This is a genomic window from Acidithiobacillus sp. TH-A35, assembly GCF_057473505.1.
The window spans coordinates 1-18,902 of sequence record NZ_JBYCKR010000070.1; the positions used below are offsets into that span (position 1 = coordinate 1).

Annotated in this window: 16 protein-coding genes; all 16 read right to left on the reverse strand. The window is 60.8% G+C overall.

Annotated elements, in window-relative coordinates:
* On the reverse strand, positions 1-632 hold a 632-nt coding region (locus AC2VNK_RS02690), incomplete at its 3' end, for an ATP-binding protein (protein WP_486882710.1).
* 150 nt (positions 633-782) lie between these two features.
* A complete protein-coding gene (locus tag AC2VNK_RS02695; protein ID WP_486882711.1) occupies positions 783-2,162 on the reverse strand; it encodes a ribulose-bisphosphate carboxylase in 1,380 nt (459 codons plus the stop codon).
* A 248-nt stretch (positions 2,163-2,410) separates the two neighbouring features.
* A complete protein-coding gene (locus AC2VNK_RS02700; protein ID WP_486882712.1) occupies positions 2,411-2,911 on the reverse strand; it encodes an NADH-quinone oxidoreductase subunit B family protein in 501 nt (166 codons plus the stop codon).
* A gap of 33 nt (positions 2,912-2,944) precedes the next feature.
* Positions 2,945-4,495: a hydrogenase large subunit gene (locus AC2VNK_RS02705; RefSeq protein WP_486882713.1), complete on the reverse strand. Its 1,551-nt coding sequence runs from the start codon at positions 4,493-4,495 to the stop codon at positions 2,945-2,947.
* A gap of 10 nt (positions 4,496-4,505) precedes the next feature.
* Positions 4,506-5,960: a hydrogenase 4 subunit F gene (locus AC2VNK_RS02710; RefSeq protein ID WP_486882714.1), complete on the reverse strand. Its 1,455-nt coding sequence runs from the start codon at positions 5,958-5,960 to the stop codon at positions 4,506-4,508.
* On the reverse strand, positions 5,960-6,637 hold the full coding sequence (locus AC2VNK_RS02715; protein ID WP_486882715.1) for a formate hydrogenlyase: 678 nt from the start codon (positions 6,635-6,637) through the stop codon (positions 5,960-5,962). The genes AC2VNK_RS02710 and AC2VNK_RS02715 overlap by 1 nt, the downstream gene beginning before the upstream one ends.
* A 1-nt stretch (position 6,638) precedes the next feature.
* The gene (locus AC2VNK_RS02720; RefSeq protein ID WP_486882716.1) at positions 6,639-7,580 is read right to left on the reverse strand and encodes a respiratory chain complex I subunit 1 family protein; all 942 of its coding nucleotides are present in this window, start codon (positions 7,578-7,580) and stop codon (positions 6,639-6,641) included.
* Positions 7,577-9,559, reverse strand: coding sequence for a hydrogenase 4 subunit B (gene hyfB / locus AC2VNK_RS02725; protein ID WP_486882717.1), 1,983 nt, complete (start codon positions 9,557-9,559; stop codon positions 7,577-7,579). Before hyfB ends, AC2VNK_RS02720 begins: the two co-directional genes overlap by 4 nt.
* Positions 9,556-10,101, reverse strand: a complete 546-nt coding sequence (locus AC2VNK_RS02730; RefSeq protein WP_291524840.1) for a helix-turn-helix domain-containing protein — start codon at positions 10,099-10,101, stop codon at positions 9,556-9,558. The genes hyfB and AC2VNK_RS02730 overlap by 4 nt, the downstream gene beginning before the upstream one ends.
* 67 nt (positions 10,102-10,168) lie before the next feature.
* Positions 10,169-11,344: a DUF3322 domain-containing protein gene (locus tag AC2VNK_RS02735; protein WP_291524838.1), complete on the reverse strand. Its 1,176-nt coding sequence runs from the start codon at positions 11,342-11,344 to the stop codon at positions 10,169-10,171.
* Complete coding sequence (locus AC2VNK_RS02740; protein WP_486882718.1) at positions 11,341-14,709, reverse strand: ATP-binding protein; 3,369 nt, start codon at positions 14,707-14,709, stop codon at positions 11,341-11,343. The genes AC2VNK_RS02735 and AC2VNK_RS02740 overlap by 4 nt, the downstream gene beginning before the upstream one ends.
* Complete coding sequence (locus AC2VNK_RS02745) at positions 14,702-15,322, reverse strand: DUF4194 domain-containing protein (RefSeq protein WP_291524834.1); 621 nt, start codon at positions 15,320-15,322, stop codon at positions 14,702-14,704. The genes AC2VNK_RS02740 and AC2VNK_RS02745 overlap by 8 nt, the downstream gene beginning before the upstream one ends.
* Before the next feature lie 2 nt (positions 15,323-15,324).
* A complete protein-coding gene (locus tag AC2VNK_RS02750; RefSeq protein WP_486882719.1) occupies positions 15,325-16,773 on the reverse strand; it encodes a DUF3375 domain-containing protein in 1,449 nt (482 codons plus the stop codon).
* Between the two features lie 27 nt (positions 16,774-16,800).
* Positions 16,801-17,892 carry a redox-regulated ATPase YchF gene (ychF, locus tag AC2VNK_RS02755; RefSeq protein ID WP_291524830.1) on the reverse strand — a complete coding sequence of 364 codons (1,092 nt, stop codon included), beginning with the start codon at positions 17,890-17,892 and terminating at the stop codon, positions 16,801-16,803.
* Between the two features lie 9 nt (positions 17,893-17,901).
* A complete protein-coding gene (pth, locus tag AC2VNK_RS02760) occupies positions 17,902-18,471 on the reverse strand; it encodes an aminoacyl-tRNA hydrolase (RefSeq protein WP_291524828.1) in 570 nt (189 codons plus the stop codon).
* A 6-nt stretch (positions 18,472-18,477) separates the two neighbouring features.
* Positions 18,478-18,902, reverse strand: a 425-nt coding sequence (locus AC2VNK_RS02765) for a 50S ribosomal protein L25 (protein ID WP_486882720.1), incomplete at its 5' end; no start/stop codon positions are given.

Here is an 18,902-nt window from a genome sequence, read left to right on the forward strand (position 1 = left end):
GCGGTGGCGGCCACGGTGACCAACTGGGCGGCTATGGCCGGTGCCACACCGGTTTCCCGCGCCAGAATCCCGGTTTCCAGTTCGGCGTTGGGATAATCGAACTCGAAGCCGGTAAAGCGCTGCTTGGTGGATTGCTTGAGATCCTTCATCAGCGACTGATAGCCGGGATTGTAGGAAATCACCAACTGAAAATCCGGGTGAGCGCGTATCAGTTCGCCCTTCTTGTCCAGCGGCAGGGTGCGGCGATGGTCGGTGAGCGGGTGGATCACCACGGTGGTGTCCTGACGGGCCTCGACAATTTCGTCCAGATAGCAGATAGCGCCGTAGCGTGCGGCCACTGTCAGCGGACCGTCCTGCCAGCGGGTACCGTCCTTGTCGAGCAGCCAGCGGCCGACCAGATCGGCGGCGGTCATGTCCTCGTTACAGGCTACGGTGACCAGCGGTTTGCCGAGGCGCCAGGCCATGAATTCGACAAAGCGGGACTTGCCGCAACCCGTCGGTCCCTTGACCATCACCGGCAGACGTCTGCGATAAGCGGCTTCAAACAGGGCCACTTCGTCATGCTGAGGCTGGTAGAACGGTTCCTTGCCTACCAGGTACTGGTTCAGGATGGAGGAATCTGATGCAGTCATGCGGTGCTCCGTTTGCGGTTTGCCGCCAGAGGCGGCGAAACAGGGAATGGGTCGGTCTGAAAGCGGGCTGCGGGCTGCCGCCTTCAACAAAATCGCCCCCATGTGGGGGCGATTTCACCCGGTTGACCGGAACCGGTTTGAGTCAGAGGCTTACCGGTGTATGCCCAGCTTTTCGCGCCAGCCCGGGTAGAGCTTGTCGGCATCGCCCGGGAAGGATTCGAAGGCCCGTGCGAATTCCTTGTGCTCCCTGGCGTACTCAATGGGATCAGCACCCGCCTTCCAACACTCGTAAGCCTGACGCAGGGAGACCGCGCCGGCTGCCGGGCTGTCAATATGGCCGTAGGAGCCACCGCCTGCCGTGTTGATCACGTTGCCGTGGCCAAGGTTCTCGAAGAAGCCGGGCAGACGCAGGGCATTCATGCCGCCGGAGATGATGGGCGTGGTGGGTTTCATGCCATACCACTCCTGATGGTAAACAGGACCGTCACCACTGTCGCGCTCAATCATGTAGGCGATGTTGCGGTCGTCAGCACCGCCTTCCATCTTGCCGTAGCCCATGGTGCCCACATGAATACCGGACGCACCCTGCAGGCGGGACATCTTGGCCAGCACGAAGGCGGTGTAGCCGCGCTTGGCGCTGGGCGAGGTGATCATGCCATGGCCGGCGCGGTGATAGTGCAGATACTGGCCGGCATACTGGCGGCGTGCCGTGGTGATCATGCCCGGGCCACCGACGAAGCCATCTACCAGAAAGGCCAGTTTGTCGGCGTCGGGACCGAATGTTTCCAGGGCGAAGTCAGCGCGGGCGCACATTTCGTAATGGTCGTCGGCGGTGATGTTCATGGAGAACAGTTTGGCCTCACCCGTTTCGTCCATGGCGCGTTTCATGGCGTCATACACCAGCGGGATGGTCTTTTTCACCGGGGCGAAGACCTGGTTGCCCTGGGGCTCGTCATTCTTGATGAAGTCGCCACCGAGCCAGAACTGATAGGCCGCTGCGGCAAAGGGTTCGGGGCGCAGACCCAGCTTGGGTTTGATGATGGTGCCGGCAATATAGCCGCCGTCCTTGACCGGGCGGCCGAGGATGCGCCACAGATCAGAGATATCCTTGGCCGGGCCGTCGAACAACTGAATGGCGCGCGGGGGCATGAAGAAGTCGATCATCTGGCCGTGCTCGATGTCGCCCATGCCCTGGTTGTTGCCGATGACCAGGGTCAGAAAGGAGACGATCATCATGCGGCCATCGGTGACGTTGCGGTCGAACAACTCCAGTGGATAGGCGATGCGCATATCCTCGGTGGCTTCGTCGATGTGATAAACCAGCGCGTCCACGCCCTTGGTGAAGTCGTCGGTGGTCGACACCTCGACGTTGGTGCCGGTGGACGATTCCGCGGCAAAGTGGGCGGCGGCCTCCAGATAACCGTGGCCCGCCTTGGGCTTCATCTTGTAGGCCACCAGAATGTGCTTGCCAGCGGCGATGAGTTCTTCCTCTTTTAGGGAAAGATCGGCATAACGATTAGATTGATCCATGGTTGCTCCTTATGTGCATATTGATGGGAAAGATTGATTTTGTTGCTAACTTCATAATTTATCCGGAGTAACAGATATTATGACCAAGATATTTTTTATAATATTAATTGTATTATTATATCACTAAAAATAGTGCCAACATACCAAGTAAAATCTTATTTTATAGATAAGCAAAACGTTATGATTTGTTTCTGCCAACGCTTTGCCCACTGGTGGCCAGCCTTTGAACGTCAGGACAACACCCCGCATCAACCCTCCATCCGTTCCCCGGACACCTGCAACAGCCCGCGCAGCAGAGCGTCAGGGTCTGGCGGGCAGCCCGGTATCTGCAGATCCACCGGCAACACGGCTGCGACACCATCCATGACCGCATAACTGCCCCGGAACACACCGCCGCAACAGGCGCAGTCGCCGATGGCGATGATCCGCCGCGGTTCGGGCATGGCGTTGTGGCAGTCTTGTAAAGCCGCGACCATATGGCGGGTCACCGGCCCGCTCACCGTCAGCACATCGGCGTGGCGTGGGGATGCGGTGAAGCGAAAACCGGCCTGCTCCAGTCCATAGTGCGGACCGCTCAGGGCATTGAGCTCCAGTTCGCAGCCATTACAGGAGCCCGCATCCACATGGCGGACGCTGAGACTGTGGCGAAAACTGGAGGGGCTGGCGGATGCGGGGTCCCGCTCTGTCCGCGGCGGTTTTTCCCCGACTTTTCCCAGCCGCAGGACCTCGCGCAGTATCCGATACATCATCGTCTCCTTTCGGGAATCGCCTGGGCGCTGTGCTCAAAGATCATGGCCGCTGTAACTCAGGTTGAAAGATTTGTTGATGAGCGGAAAATCCGCGACGATATCGCGCAGGACCGCCTCTTCCAGTGCCGGCCAGAGGACCCATGAAGGGTCCTGGGGACGGCACTGGCGAATATTTCCCTGCTCCATGCGCAGCCAGAAGAATATCTCGCCCCGCCAGCCCTCCACCCAACCGACGCCTTCACCCGCGGCATCCCGGAGATCCAGCGGGTGGTATACGGTACCGTCGGGCAGTTTCTGGAGGATCTCCTCCTGTAAGCGCAGCGACTCGGAAATCTCCAGAAAACGCACGGCCATACGTGCCGCGACATCGCCTTCCGTGGCTGTGGCCATCCGTACCTGGAGCTGGTCATAAGGGGTGTGGGGGAACTGCACACGCAAATCCCAGGCCTGGCCGCTGGCTCGGCCGGCAACCCCCATGAGTCCCAGATGCGCCGCCCGCTCGGGGGAAATTACACCCAGTTGCACCACGCGGTCGCGCAGTCCGCCGTGTTCGGCGAGAATTTCCTGCAGGCGCCCGACGGCGGTTTTGAGTGCCTGCCCCGCACTATGGAGGGCAGCGATGGCCACCGCCGTGAGATCAAAGGCCACCCCACCGGGCAAGACCCTGTCCATGAGATAGCGATGCCCAAAATAGCGCTGATTCTCCCGCAGCAGGTCCTCTTTGAGGGCCTGAAACTGGGTCAGGGCGAAGGCCAACCCGGCATCGTTGCCGATGGCACCGAGATCGCCGAGATGGTTGGCCATGCGTTCCCGTTCCAGGCAGAGGGCGCGCAGCCATTGGGTGCGTTCCGGCACCTGTGCGTTGGCGATCTGTTCCACCGCCTGGGCATAACTCCAAGCATAAGCCACCGTGCTGTCGCCGCTGATACGTCCGGCCAGACGCGCGCCGGCTGCCACATCCAGGCCCTGGAAGAGGCGCTCCACGCCTTTGTGCGCATAACCGAAACGCTCCTCCAGGCGCAGGATTTCCTCCCCCAGGACCTGAAAACGGAAATGCCCCGGCTCGATGATGCCGGCATGTATGGGGCCGACCGGAATCTCGTGGGTGTCCAGGCTGGCCGCAGGCACGAAGGCATAGTCTCCGTCTCCGGCGGTACCGAGGTTTTCAGTGCGAAAATCCGCGCGCAGGGGAAATTGATCCGCAGGCCAGACGGCATGCCGCAGCCAGGGGCGGGTATCGTTCGTCCCTGTCGTACGGACGCCCAGCAGGTCATAGAGTGTCCGTTCCATGCGCAGGGCAGCCGGAAAGATAGCGGCCAGACCCGGACAGACCGCAGCAGCAGGGTCCACGATCATTTCCGTATGGATGATGCCTGTCTCGGCGAGAAACGCCGCGTGGATGAGATAACCGGATTCTTCGGCGCGACGCTCCTCGCCCCAGAGGGCCAGCAGGCGACCCCCCTGCGCACGGATATTCTCGGCGGCAAGCGGCCAATACTCTTTACAGAGGCGACCGGACCACACCGGTAACGTCGTGCCCCATTGCCGGAAATCAGTCAGTACGCGCAGTGCTGGGTTGGGCATGATGGCGTCCTTATCCGTGGAGGAGCAGAGCGGCATGCTGCATCCACTGGACCAGTATCCAGGGGATGGATACCCCGAGCACGATGACGAGGGCCAGTTGGATGAAGACCGGGATGATGCCGGCGACGGGCTGGCGGGCGATGCCTTCTGGAGCAGGCCCGAAGACCATTCCCTGCAGGCGCGGGAAAATCCCGGCGAAGGCTACGCCCAATCCCAGCAGGAGCGAAGGCGTGAGCCAGGGCTGGGCCTGCAACGTGCTGGTGATAATAAGAAATTCACTCAGGAAGAGGCCGCTGGGTGGCATTCCGAGGATAAAGAGCACCGCCAGCATGAGCGCCCAGCCCAGGAAAGGGCTGAATTCCAACAGGCCGCGGATGCGCTGGATTTCCCGGCTGCCGACACTTTGTACCGCTTGTCCGACCGAGAAAAACACGGAGGATTTGGTCAGGCTATGGCTGATCATGTGCAGTAGGCCCGCAAAACTCGCCAGTGGCGAGCCGATCCCGAAGGCGAAGGTGGCCAGTCCCATATGCTCGATGGAGGAGTAGGCGAAAAGCCGCTTCACATCCCGCTGCCGTAGCATGGAAAAGGCCGCCACCAGTAGGGAGAGCAAACCGAAGCCCATCAGCAGTCGACCGGCGAAGTCCGGACCCAGGGCACCATCCACCAGCACCTTGGCGCGCAGAACGGCGTAGAGGGCCACATTGAGCAATAGTCCGGAAAGTACCGCCGAAACCGAGCTGGGGCCGCTGGCGTGGGCATCCGGCAGCCAGTTGTTGAGCGGGGTCAGGCCGATTTTGGTGCCGTAGCCCACCAGCATGAAGATGAAGGCGATGGCCATGACCTGCGGCTCCAACTGATGGCGCACGGCTGCCAGATGGGTCCACAGCAATGCGTCCGCACCGTGCCCCATGATTTTCTGAGCGGCGAAATACAGCAGGATCGTGCCGAATAGCGCCATCGCCAGACCGACGCCGCAGAGGATGAAATATTTCCAGGCCGCCTCCAGACCTTCGGCGGTGCGGAAGAGGCTCACCAGCAGGACCGTCGACAGCGTGGCGCCTTCCATGGCTACCCAGAGGATGCCCATATTGTTGGTCAACAGGGCCAGCAGCATGGTGGCGAGAAAGGTCTGGAACATCGCGTGATAAAGGCGGACACGCCGGCGGGAGAGCGACCAGTGCGCAATTTCGTGCAGCATGTAGTTGCGGGAGAACCATGCCGTACTGAGCCCCACCACACCATCCACCAGTACCAGCACGATACTGAGATCATCCACCATGAATTGTCCGCCGCCCGCGGTAAATGCGCCGTCCCGCAGCACCTGTATAGTCAGGGCGAGGATAGCCAGCAGGGTAAGCGTATTGAGGCCGATGAACAGCGCTGCGCCCCGGCGTCCGTCGCCCCAGAGGGCGAGCAGGGGGATGCCCATCGCCGCACACGCCAGAACCAGCAGAATCAGCATTATTCCTCCCGGATATGTTCCAGATTCTGGAGATCCATGCTGTCGAAGGTCTCCCGTATCTGAAAAAAGAACACGCCGAGAATAACGAAACCGATCAGGGCATCCAGGGCTACGCCCAGTTCCACAATCATCGGCATACCCAGGGTGGCGCTGGTGGCGGCGAAGAAGAGGCCATTATCGATAGCCAGAAAACCCACGACCTGAGAAATAGCCTTGCGCCGCGTGATCATCATCAGAAAAGCGAGCAGTACGGCGGCGAGGGCAATGCCGACCATGCCGCGGGTCACGGTGCCGGTCAGGGCGGTGATGGGAGCGGCGAGGGAGAAGGCGAAGATGACCAGTGCGATGCCGGCGAGCAGGGTCAGGGGAATGTTGAGTACTGCCTCCACATCGCCATGCACCTGCAGTCGCCGTAGCAGGCGATGCAGGACCGTCGGGATCAGAATGGCCTTCAGGCACAGGGTCAGCGCTGCGGAAAACCATAATTCTGTCTGCCCGGTCAACAGCGCCACCAGCGCGGTGCCAGTCGCTAGGACCACTCCTTGCCAAGCGAGAAGGTGGATCAGGGTGAGGAGCCGCCGTTGCGCCAGCATGGCGAAAGCCAGCAGCAGGAGGAGGGCGGCGAGGAGCCTCAGCAGGGGGATGCCCCAGGCGAGTCCCTGTGTGGTGATCATCATGTCATGCCCCCAGCATGAAGAAACTCAGGAGTCCGACGACTCCGAGCAGAAAGGCTGTTGCCATGAACTCCGGCGAACGAAAGAGGCGCAGCTTGGCGAGTAGGGTTTCGACCAGCGCCAGGATAAGAGCAGCGGCCGCGAATTTCAGCAGCAGGATCGGCACGGTCAGGGGCAGTACCGCAATTTCTGCGGTGGGCACGATACCCCAGGGCAAAAACAGCGCAATACCGATGGCCACGTAGAGCACCAGCTTGATCTGCGCCCCCCACTCCATGAGCGCGAGGTGCCGTCCCGAGTATTCCAGGAGCATGGCTTCGTGGATCATGGTCAGCTCCAGGTGGGTGGCGGGATTATCCACGGGAATCCGCGCGTTTTCCGCCAGCAGCACCATGAAAAAGGCGGCGGCGGCGAAAACCATGCTGGGGTGCAGGGCGAAGTGCAGTTGCTCCAGATGGGCGACGATCACGCTCAGCGAAGTGGACCGGGAGAGCAGGGACGCCGTAAAGAGTGTGGCCAGCAGAGCGGGTTCCGCAAGCCCTGCGATCAGCATTTCCCGATGGGCACCCAGGGTGGCGAAAGGTGTCCCCGTATCCATGGCCGCCAGTACCTGAAAAACCCGCGCCAGGGCGAACAAACCCACCAGGGCAATGACATCGGCAGCCGGTGCCAGGGGTAGGCCGGTGGCGAGAATGGGGATGATCCCGGCCGCCAGACAGAACGCTCCGAAAATCCCGTAAGGCGCAAAGCGGAAGAGCCAGGACGTTCCTTCTGCCTGCAGAGATTCTTTATGGAACAGGCGATACAGATCGCGGTAGCTCTGCCAGCAGCCAGCCGGTCGCCGGTTCTGCAGGATCGTCCGCAATGCCCGCAGCAGGCCGGCAAAGAGCGGCGCCAGAAACGCCACCAGCAGCACCTGCGCCAGTTCCAGCAGTATGGCGGTCATCGCCAGATCGCCAGCAGGACCAGCAGCGTCAGGAAACTGTAAAGCAGATACAGGGTGATGCGACCCTGCTGCAGGCGCAGCACCTGAGCCGAGAGCCAGAGGACGATGCGGTTCAGGGGCTGATAGATGCCGCGGTACACCGGTTCGCCGATCCGTACCTGCCAGCGGCCGGCATCGTCTGCCTGCCGCTCCGCCTGATAGAGTGGGGCGAAGATGCGCAGGAGGGGTTGGACAAAGCCCAGTGGGCTATCCTGCATGGCCGGCGTCCGGACGGGAAAACCGCAGGCCCAGACCGGCACGCGCCGCAAGGGCCGGCCAAAGAGACTCCAGATCAGGAGAAAACCCAGACCCAGGGCGATCGCCATGCCGAGGAAGAAAATCACTGGACTATAACTGGCGCGTTGTGCGGAGACCGGGGTCAGCCATAGCCCTTGCTGGATGGCGAAGCCCTGGCCGAGCATCTCCAGCAACACCGGATGCAGCAGATTCAGCAGAACACCCGGAAAGAGTCCGAGAAACATACAGGCGAGACTGAGCAGGGCCATGGCCGACTGTTCCCAGCGTCCGGCCTCGTGGACATGCCGGGTGCCACGCGGCTGACCGAGAAAGGCGATGCCGTAAAACTTGACCATGGCATAGGCCGCCAGAGCGGCCGCCAGCACTACGCCGGCGGCCGCCAACGGCAATACCGCACTGAGGGTGCTTTGCGGCAGGGCGGGGGATAGCAGAAAGGCTTGCAGGAGCAGCCATTCGGAGACAAAGCCGTTGAGCGGTGGCAACCCGGCGATGGCGAGGGTGCCCAGGAGCATAAAAAATGCGGTCTGGGGCATCTGCCGGATCAGGCCACCCAGTCGATCCATGGACACGCTGCCTGCCCCGTGCAGCACACTGCCACTGCCGAGAAAAAGCAGGCCCTTGAAGAAAGCATGGTTCAGGGCGTGATACAGGGCGGCGGCCAGGGCCAGGGCCGCCAGGGCATTGAGCCCGTGCGCGCGGAAGATCAGGGCGAGGCCGAAAGCCACCATGATCAGGCCCATATTTTCCATGGAGGAATAGGCCAGCAGGCGCTTCATGTCGGTCTGGACGGCGGCGAAAAGCACACCAAAGAGGGCCGTCGCCAGGCCCACTACCAAGACAAAGGGACCCCACCACAGGGCCAGCTTGCCGAAGAAGAGAAAGTCCACCCGTAACATGCCATAGAAGGCCATCTGCAGCATCGCCCCGCTCATCAGCGCGGAGACCGGGGCGGGGGCGGCGGGATGGGCATCCGGCAACCAGATATGCAGGGGGAGCAGACCCGCCTTGGCACTGAAACCGAAAAAGGTCAGGAGAAAGGCTGCCGATGCCCAGAACGGGTTGAGGGGGGCGTGCAGCATGGCGCTGAATGGCCCGCCCTGGGCTATGGTCGCCCCGGCGAGGATGACGAAGCCCAGCAAAATGCTCAGTGCCCCCAAATGGGCGATGAGCAGATAGAGGAAACCGGCGTGTCGGCTGCCGACTTCTTCATGCTCCGTCACCACCAGGAAATACGAGGCCAGTGCCATGATTTCCCAGGCGACCAGAAAGGTGAAGGCGTTGGCCGCCAGCAGAACGAGCCCCATACCCAGCAGAAAACTGTGGTACTGGAGCATTAAACGGCGCAAGTCGGGTCCCGGTAAGGAGCGGAAATAGCCAGTAGCAAACAGTGCTACCGCGAAGGCCAGCAGTCCCAGCAGGATCAGGAAAAATCCCGAGAGGGGATCGATCTGGAAAGACCAGGGCAGAGCGGGGAGGGGGCCGTGCAGTTGCAGGTGGTCCGGAGTGGCCGTCAGCGCGGTGAATCCGGCAATGGTCAGCAGCAGGGCGACCACGCTGCTTGCGGGAAACACCAGTCGACAGGCAAGGGCTGGCCAGCCGCCCAGCAGAAAACCCAATAGCCCCAGACCCAGCCAGAGCAGTAATGCCCCAGTGGCCAGATCCAAGGGCAGGCAGGAGATCACTGGGCTACCACCACCAGCAGGGTCGTTGCGGAGTGGCTGCGGTTGTGCCAGTTGTGGGGCAAACGTGGATTATAGTAAATGGCGTCGCCTTCCCCCAGTTCCGTGGTCACCCCGGATTGCTCAAAAGCGGCTGTCCCGTGGATGACAATGGTGAACTCTTCTCCCTCGGCACTGGTATAGGGATGCTCCCCGCATTCTCCGCCTGGTTCGAGTACCATCAGCAGCGGTTGCATTTTTTTTTGCGGCAGGCCGCGGGCCAGCGGCTCCAGTGAAGCGTGGGAACCGGCACTGTAAAACTTGCGCCGGTCACCGCTGCGCATGATCAATGGCAAACCCGCCGTTTCTCCATCATCGAAAATCGCGACGATGGGGATCTGCAGCGCCGCGCAGATTTTTTCCAGCGTGGCGATGGAGGGGGAGTTCTGCCCGGCCTCGATCTGCGAGAGGGCGCTGGGTGAAATCTCGGCACGTGCCGCCAGTCCGCGCACGGACCAGCCTTTATCCTCGCGAAGTTGCCGAATTTTTTTGCAGACCTGTTCCATGGGCGGAGAGTGTACGTTAAAACACGCGCCATGCAATCTATTTTGGACGATAGTGATGAGCACTTCGTCAAAAAGACGCGGCGATGGCATCCTGTAGACGGCTAAATCTAATTCGCTCCTGTTCCAGTCGTAATCCGGGACGGAGGCGGTTGTCGCGGAGGATGTCGTAGAGGACGCGTTCGCTTTCGGCCAGGTGAGGCAGATCCTGTACGGTGGGCTTGTCTTCCTCTCCCCAGAAATCCTGATGCGTCATCAGGGTTTCTTCATCCATGAGCAAGGTCTGCACCTGCGGAAAGTACTTGCGCAAATGGTCGAGGATGGCGAAGCCGTGGGTGTCGATGTCTCCCCAATAATGGATAGCGCAGCGCGCAAGCCAGCGGGCCTGGGACAGTGCGTCCCAGCCGTAACCCGCGCCAAAAATGACGATGGCGTCGGAGACGCGGGGGAAGGCGAGGAAGTTGGTCTCATTTTCGGTGATGAAGACCCTGCGGACCGGCAGATCCAGTGTCGCAAAGTTGGCGGCGTCCAGGGTGATGTCGGGACAGAACGTGCCGGGGAGCAGCGTTATCCCGGCATCCAGCAGCCGAAAGCGGATGCGCGGCGCTTTATCGAGAAAGCCGTAGCGGGAGGTAAACTGGCTGATACCCCGATGCCCAGGGGCGATGGCCTCTGCGGGCAGGAGTGCATCGCAGAGTTCGGACAGCACCGCGCGGTGCCCTTCGATAAACTTGCTGTGGATACCGGGAATATCCACTTGGCGCAGGTAGATACCGGGGCGGGGATGGTCCGCCATCCAGTCCAGCACCGCCAGTAGTTGCGGCCAGACGGTAGTGTAGTCCAACGCCTGCAACGGTTTTCGGTGTAGCCAATCCAGCAGTGCAGGGTGCCGGAATGCCGTCGATGCCCATATTGTCCGAAAACGCCTGGCATCATGCTGCTTGCTGATCAGCGCGAGGGCATCTTCTGCGGTATCCACCCAGAGGGAGGCGGGCAGCCGTTGTGCGCCAAACACCCGGTGCTGAGTCTCGCGCCACTCGATGCGGATCTTCGGGATGGCGGTCAGGGCGCAGATCCAGTCACGGACGGCGGCGAATTGTTCGGTCAGCTCTGCTGAATTCGGGCATTTAAAGGTCAGCCGCAAGGGGAAAAATGCGGCATCGTCGGTCAGCGCCCGCAGCAACTCCCCGCGCTCCCAGAGCCGCTGAAGCTGCTTGCGGACGTTCGCCGCAGAGGTCCAGTTCACGGGGCGAAGTCTGCCTTGTGCGCACGGTATTCCGCGATAGGCAGATTACGCAATTTGGAGTCCTTGCCACCTTCGTTGTGAACGAAGCCGACGTGGGCGACGAAGGGTTCGATAATGTGGATTTTCTGTAGCGGCGTGACAATAAGTAGTTGCAGGTTCAGTTGCTGGAAGAGACGCAGACCGTACTGCGCCGACTCGTCGGAGCCGCGACCAAAGGCCTCGTCAATGACCACGAAGCGGAAAGAGCGGGAGCGCACCGCGCCCCATTCCAGACCGAATTGATAGGCAAGACTGGCGGCGAGAATGGTATAGGCCAGTTTTTCCTTCTGCCCGCCGGACTTGCCGCCGGAGTCGGTGTAGTGCTCGTGTTCGCTGTCATCCTCACGCCAGCGCTCGCTGGCGGCGAAGAGGAACCAGTTGCGCACGTCAGTGACTTTGTTGGTCCAACGGTGATCCTGATCGGACAAGCCTTCGCGGCCCCGGAAGCGATCAATGATACTTTTGACCTGCAAAAACTTACTTTCGGAATACTGGGCATCTTCGGAGCCAGTTAATGCCCCTTCGGTGCATCGGCGCAGTTCCGTCTGGAAGTCGCGGGTCTCGGCATCGGGGCTGGGCTGGGATTCCAGCACGATATAGCGGCTGGGGTTGTAATCGATCTGCGCCAGGGACTCGTTGATCCGGGTGATGCGTTCCTTGATGGTTTCGCGTTCGCGGGCGAGTTGCGCGTTGAAATTGGCGATCTCGTTGATGGCGTTGACGTTGAGCAGATCTTTGAAGCGGGCCTCAAAGCGCGGCAAATCGTCACTGTTCAGGGTGTCGAGCAGATTCTGATATTCAAAGGCAGCGGCCAAGCTGGCATCGTAATCCTCGGTTTCCAGTTTGTAGGCGTCCTTGAAGGCGGACATGGCCTTGATGATTTTCTCGGCCAGCCCGGTGATTTTTTTGTTTTCATTGTCCATCTTGTTCTGCAGCCATTGGCGCAGTTCCTGTTCGCGACCCTCGCAGGATTCCACAGTGAGATGGTGTTCACCCGACGCTTCGCAGCGTAAGGGCTCCAGTTTTTGTGACAAAAGCGGGTCAGCCGGGGTTTCCTTCAGTTGTTTCTGGGTTTCCTCCCGCAGTTTTCCGGTATCGCTCCGGCGCTGTTCCAGCTTGGAACGCTTATCTTTGGCGGCTTCCAGTTGGTTCTCGGTGCCGCTGAGGTTCTGGGATGCATCCTGTAACTGTATGTTCAGAGACTTGAGGATGTCCGACGCCGATTCCAGCGCCTGCCGTTCGTCTTCCAGGCGGGCAATTTCCGTGGCGATGGCAGCGCAGTCCAGTTCTTCGTAGTCGTTGAACTCCTCCAGCCGGGCGAGGGTCTGCAGTCGCTCCTCCAGCGCCTTGCGTGCCGACTGGATGGCGCCCAGGCGGCTGCGCGTTTCACTGAGAGAGGTTTCGAGCTGGCGTTGGGTAGTTTCCAGCGCGGCAATTTTAGCGGCGTTGCTCCAGCCCAGTACATAGCGGCTGCGGTCATCGATGGGGTGGCGGTCATCCTTTTCGTGCCGTCCGCCGGGGTCTTTGATCTGGCCGGCGTGGGTGATGGCGCGGCTCTCCCGGCGGAACTGCTCCGGGGTGCTGCAACAGGCTACGTCAAAGCGACGCGCCATTTCCCGCTGCAGCCAGCCGTAGAAAGGGGAATCGGGTTTGACAGAGAGTTTGCGGAGCAAGGAATCTGGGTGCAGTTCGGGCATTTCGCCCTGTTTGTGCGGTCGCACATGGAAATAGACCAGTCGCCCGCGCAATTGATTGCTGTCTGCCCAGGCCGCCACGTCGGCGTAGCGGGCATCCGGCACCAGCAAGGAAAGCCCGAAGTCGTGCAGCAAACGCTCCGCAGCACCTTCCCAGGGACCATCCTCGGGACGCACCTGAAGGAGTTCACCGGTAAAGGGCATCTCTTCTTCGTCCACGCCCAGCGCTGCACAGAGGGCACTGCGAATCTGGATTTGCCGGGTGTCGATGTTACTGCGGCGTTGCTTCAGGCTGGCGATTTCCGCGCTTCGGGCTTCATACTCCTCCCGTCCTTTGCGAAAGGTGAAATCCTCTTCCCGCTCCTGATTCTCCAGGCCAGTCGCCTGTTCCCGCAGGCGATCGCTGAGTTCGTCCAGTTGGCTGTGTTGTTCCTGAAAGGCCGCAGCATGCGCGGCTGGCGTCTCGGCCATCTTCTGGACGAGTTCGGCGTAACGGTCCGCCTTGTGCCGACGGCGGTCACGCTCCTGCCCAGCGCGTTGAATTTCCATGCGCAACTGCTCCAGCCGATTGCCGCCGTTCTGGGCGATGGCCTGGCGGATGGCATCGACGGCCATGCGCTGTTCGCTGCGGCGCTGATCCAGCCGTTGCACCTGCGTATCCAGGCGACTCCAGTCTTCGTGGATACTGATGAGGCGTTTATCCAGCAGGGCCAGTTTCAATCCGGCAAAGTGGGCGCGCAGGCCTTCGCGGCACTGACGCAAGTCATCGACTTTGTCTTGTAGCGTCCGGTGCTGGGCGCAGTCGGCCACCAGCGGCGTCAGCAGTTGCACTTGGCGCTTGGCCTTGAGCACGGCGGCATGGGCACGGCTCAGGTCGTCGAAATGGGTAATGAGGGCACCGATGCGCGGGACGACATCGAAGGGTTCCAGCATGTGATTGCGCACGAAGTCGGTGAGATTGCCCACGGACTTCATGGAGACGGTTTGGTGGAAGAGTTCCAGGGCTTGATCGTTTTCAATGCCGAAGCGACGGCGGAACCAGGCGCTGTACTTGGGAAAACCGTCTTCGATGTCGACGCCACCGTCGCGCAGGCGCTTGCGCAACTGGCCAATGTCGGTGCCAAATCCGGAAAAATCCCGGGTGATGGAGAGATCGCTTTCGGCCATGGCAAAGAAGCGGGCGGGCTGGCCCTGGGCATCCTTCATCCAGAAGATTTGCGCCAGGGTCACAGTGGATCCATAACCCGCATTATGGAAGACTCCGAGAATCACCGAGTAGCTGTTCTGACCGCGCAGAGCCACGGGTTTGGCCGCTCCCGTCACTTCATTACGCTCCGATTTGTAATGCCCGAGTACATAAGAGCGCAGGCTGCGCTCCTTGCTGTCGGCACCGGCGGCCTTGTTGTAGGCGATGCGCTGGGCCGGGACCAGCAGGGTGGTGATGGCATCTACTAGGGTGGACTTGCCGGAGCCAATGTCGCCGGTCAGCAGCCCGTTCTGGCCGTCCAGAGTGAGGGTCCAGACGCGCTGATCGAAGGTGCCCCAGTTGAACACTTCCAGCCGGTGCAGGCGAAAACCCGAGAGGGTATCGTCGCCGAGAAAATCCAGTTCCAGCGCTTGTGCTTCAATCATTGGCAGTGTCCTCTGCGCGGCCTTCCACGCCGCTGCATTGTGCGTGATAGTCTGCGAGTCTCTGGTCAAAATCCGCCAGCCATTGCGCGTCGACAAAGGCCTTGAGGATACGCCGTACTTCAAAGCTGGTCGGACCGCTGCTGGTCTTCAAGCGGCGCAGAAAACCCAGATCGACAATTTTGTTGATGTGATTCTCGATCTGATCGACGATCCGTGTCTCGTTGCTGCTGTCGGGCAGAAACACACGCAGCAGTTCGACGATTTCCTCGCGACTTAGTACCAGACGGGTGTCGTCACCGCCGACATCGAATTCCGCCAGCTTTTTGCGCAGCAGGGCGAGCAGCAGGCTCACCGGAAAAGACAGGGGCCGGCGGGCAATCAGGCGGGACGGGGGTGTCACGCCCGGGTCGGAGGATTCCGGACGGCTTTTCAGAAAGGCGTAGCCTTCCGCTTCGTCGATGACCAGTTCCAGGCCCAGCACTGAGACATGGTCCCGTAACCGCGGATGCAGGTTCAGCAGGTCGCTCCACAAGTGCTCATCGCCCTCCCGGTAGATCACCCCTTTGAGAAGCGGAATGACAAGTGCGGAAAGGTTTGCGGTTTCTTCTTCCATCCTTACCTCAGAAAAATGAGGCGCGGCAACTGTGCCGTTTTCTCGACGATAACATCATTCCGGTTGCGGGCGGCCCAACGGATATGCTCGGGTGTGTCCTCATCCACCGCCGTTTTAAAGGTCTCGCTGCCGAGTTGCAGGTAGACCACCAGCTCCGCCAGTCCCTGGCGCAAGGGCTGGGATTCGGTCAGTTCACGCAGAGTAATCTGTGCGCGATCTTGCAAGGCGTGACGGATATGGCCCGTCAGTTGGGCCGTATCCACGAAAACCTGCTGGTAGAGCGCCACGGCATCGACATCGTCTTCCCCTGCTTGCAGGGTGAGTTCCGCAATCAGGGGCTTGAGGGTGGGGGTGTGTAGCGGTCTTTCCATAGGCAGTTCAATGCGGGCGCTCAGCTCCGCCATTTTCGTAACGTCGCCTGTCGGCGGCTCATCGCGCAGGGCCAGCGCCTTGGCTTCGATGCCGTGCAGGATATCCATGATGCGCCGATTTTCAAGCCACGCCTTATCGTCCAGAAAACGCCGTAGTTGCTGGGAGAGTTGCGCCACGGTGCGCTGGGTATGTTCACCGGCCTCCAGCCAGTCGTAATGCACCCGCCGCATCCGGGCATCGGGCTTGAGCTCTGCCATCGGCTTCAGCCCCAGCACCTGGTCGAGCATCTCCGTCAGTTCTTCCTGCCGCCGACTGGACATAAGGAAGTCCCAGAAGGCACGAAAGCTGCGTCCCTGATCGGAATCGGCGATGGCATCGCGTTCTCCCATGATCTCCTCCAGCAATGCCCCTTTGGCGCCTTCCCAGAGGGCGATACGCTCGCGTACCCGCCGGTCCAGCAAGCGGAAGTTATGCTCCACTTCGCGGAAGTCGCCCAACAGTTCTCGCGCCAGTTGCGTAAATTGCTGAAAGCGGTCCTTGAGAGCGGTATCATCCAGCAGCGTAATGTCACCAGCCAGCACCCGCGCCATTTCCACGTCGATCTCGTCGCGCCGCTTCTGCAACTCGGCCATGCGGATGGCCGGATCGCTCTCGCTGCCCTCGCTCATCTGTTTAAGTAGGTCAAAGAGGGTGAGCAGGCGCGACTCCGTCCCAACAAATTGCCGTGCCGTGAGACTGTCCAGCCAGGTGATGGCTTTTTCCGTGGCCGGGGTCAGGTCGAACTGAGGCTCGTCGCTGCCCTGGGCGTAGAATTTGCGGAGCCAGGCCTTTTCTGGACTTGCCCAATCGTTGAGATAGTCGATGGCGTCTTTGGGGAAAGCCTCCGGCCGCAACCGCTGGCGCAGGGCATAGAGTTCATCTTCCAGTGCCCCGGCCAGATCGGCGGCGGAAATGATGCGTACATTGGGCAGCACGAAGACCCGATGCAGAAAACTTGCGATCAGCGGCGCATGGTCCGAGCGTAGCAAGCGCCACGCCGGATGGTAGTTGCGCAGGGCATCGAGAGTGGTGAAGTCCATGGTCTTCAGCCTTTCCCGAATGTTCCGCTACACGTTGAACAAAAAGTTCAGCACATCCCCATCCTGCACCACATATTCCTTCCCTTCCGCACGCATCTTGCCCGCTTCCTTGGCCCCGTGTTCGCCCTTGTACTGAATGAAATCGTCATAAGCGATGGTCTGGGCGCGGATGAAACCGCGTTCAAAATCACTGTGAATGACCCCCGCCGCCTGTGGCGCCGTGGCGCCCACCGGGATGGTCCAGGCGCGGACCTCTTTGACGCCGGCAGTGAAGTAGGTCTGCAGACCCAGTAAACGGTAAGCCGCACGGATGATGCGGTTGAGGCCGGGCTCCTCCAGCCCCAAGTCCTGCAAGAAAGCGCTTTGCTCCTCCGGTTCCAGTTCTGCCAGCTCTGATTCTATGGCGGCGCAGACAGGCACCACACTCGCATGCCGTTCGGCCGCCCAGGCTTCCAGGGGTGCACGCCAGGGGCCACCCTGCAGCTCGTCCTCAGCGACATTGGCAATAACCATGAGGGGCTTCATGGTCAGTAGACAGAGGCTGTGCAGATGCTCTTGCTCCTCGCTGTTCAGGTTCAGGCTGGCGGCCGGCTTGCCTTCATTGAGGTGGGGCAGGAGGCGGGTCATGGCGGCGACTTCGGCCACCGCGTCTTTGTTGCCTCCCTTGGCTTGCCGCGCCACCCGCGCCTGGGCCTTCTCCACGGTGCTGAGATCGGCCAGAATCAGCTCCGTCAGCACCACCTCCAGATCCGCCACCGGGTCTACATGGCCACTCACATGGACCACGTTGGGGTCCTCAAAGCAGCGGGTGACCAAGGCAATGGCGTCTGTCTCACGGATATGGGCGAGAAACTGGTTGCCCAGACCCTCACCCTGCGCTGCACCGGCCACCAGCCCGGCGATGTCCACGAACTCCATGGTGGCGTGCTGTACCTTCTGTGGTTTGACGATCTCTGACAGGGCCTCGAGACGGGGATCCGGCACGGCAACCAGGCCGACGTTCGGCTCAATCGTGCAGAAGGGATAGTTCTCCGCCGCGATACCCGCCCTGGTGATGGCGTTGAAAAGGGTGGATTTGCCGACATTGGGTAAGCCGACGATGCCGCAGGCCAAAGCCATAAGAAACTCCTAATCGCTATGCAGCGTTTTCTGTGCCGCATCCGTGCGGCCGCTGAGAAAATCGGGAAGTACGCCGAGACTGCGTTCAATCGCCTCGTCAATCAGGGTCTTATCTGCTGCCGTCGGAGCGCCAAGCACATAACCGATGACCGCATCTTTGTGCCCTGGATGGCCGATACCGATGCGCAGCCGCCAGTAATCGCGGGTGCCCAGGGCACGGTCGAGATCGCGTAAGCCGTTGTGCCCGCCATGACCACCACCGCGTTTCAGCCGTGCCGTACCTGGGGGTAGGTCCAGCTCATCATGAATCACCAGAATCCGTTCTACGGGCACTTTATAAAAGGCGGCCATAGCCTGTACCGGGCCACCGCTGCGGTTCATGAAATCCTGAGGCATACACAGCCCCAGTTCCAGTCCGGAAGCTCGTGCCGTAGTGGCCAGGCAATGCCAGCGCTTCTCCATACGCAAAGACGCCCCGACCCGATCCGCAAGGGTTTGGAGCGTCCAAAAACCGGCATTATGGCGGGTCCGGGCGTATTCCGCGCCAGGGTTACCCAGGCCCGCCAATAACCAGTCCATAAGGACTCAAGCGGTAGTTTCCGGGGCTTCTTCCGCCTCGGCACCGGTACGCGGATTGTGGATGGAGACGACTTCCTTGTCGTCCTCATGCAGCAAAGGCACCAGCGTCACGCCGGCGGGCACGCTGATCTGCGACAGATGCAGGCTATCACCAATGTGCAGCCCGGCAATATCTACCTGGAGGGCTTCCGGCAGGCGATCCACTGGCGCCTCCACTTCTACCTCCACCAGGGCGCGATGCAGCACACCACCGGCCTTGAGTCCGGCGCAGGTATCCTCGTTGAGGAAGTGGACCGGGATATGCAGGTGTACTCGCTCACCGGCATGAACGCGCAAAAAGTCCATGTGCAGCACTTCTTCCTTGTAGGGGTGCATCTGCAAGTCGCGAATCAGTGCCGTCTCATTGCCGTGGGGAAACTGCAGGGTGATGA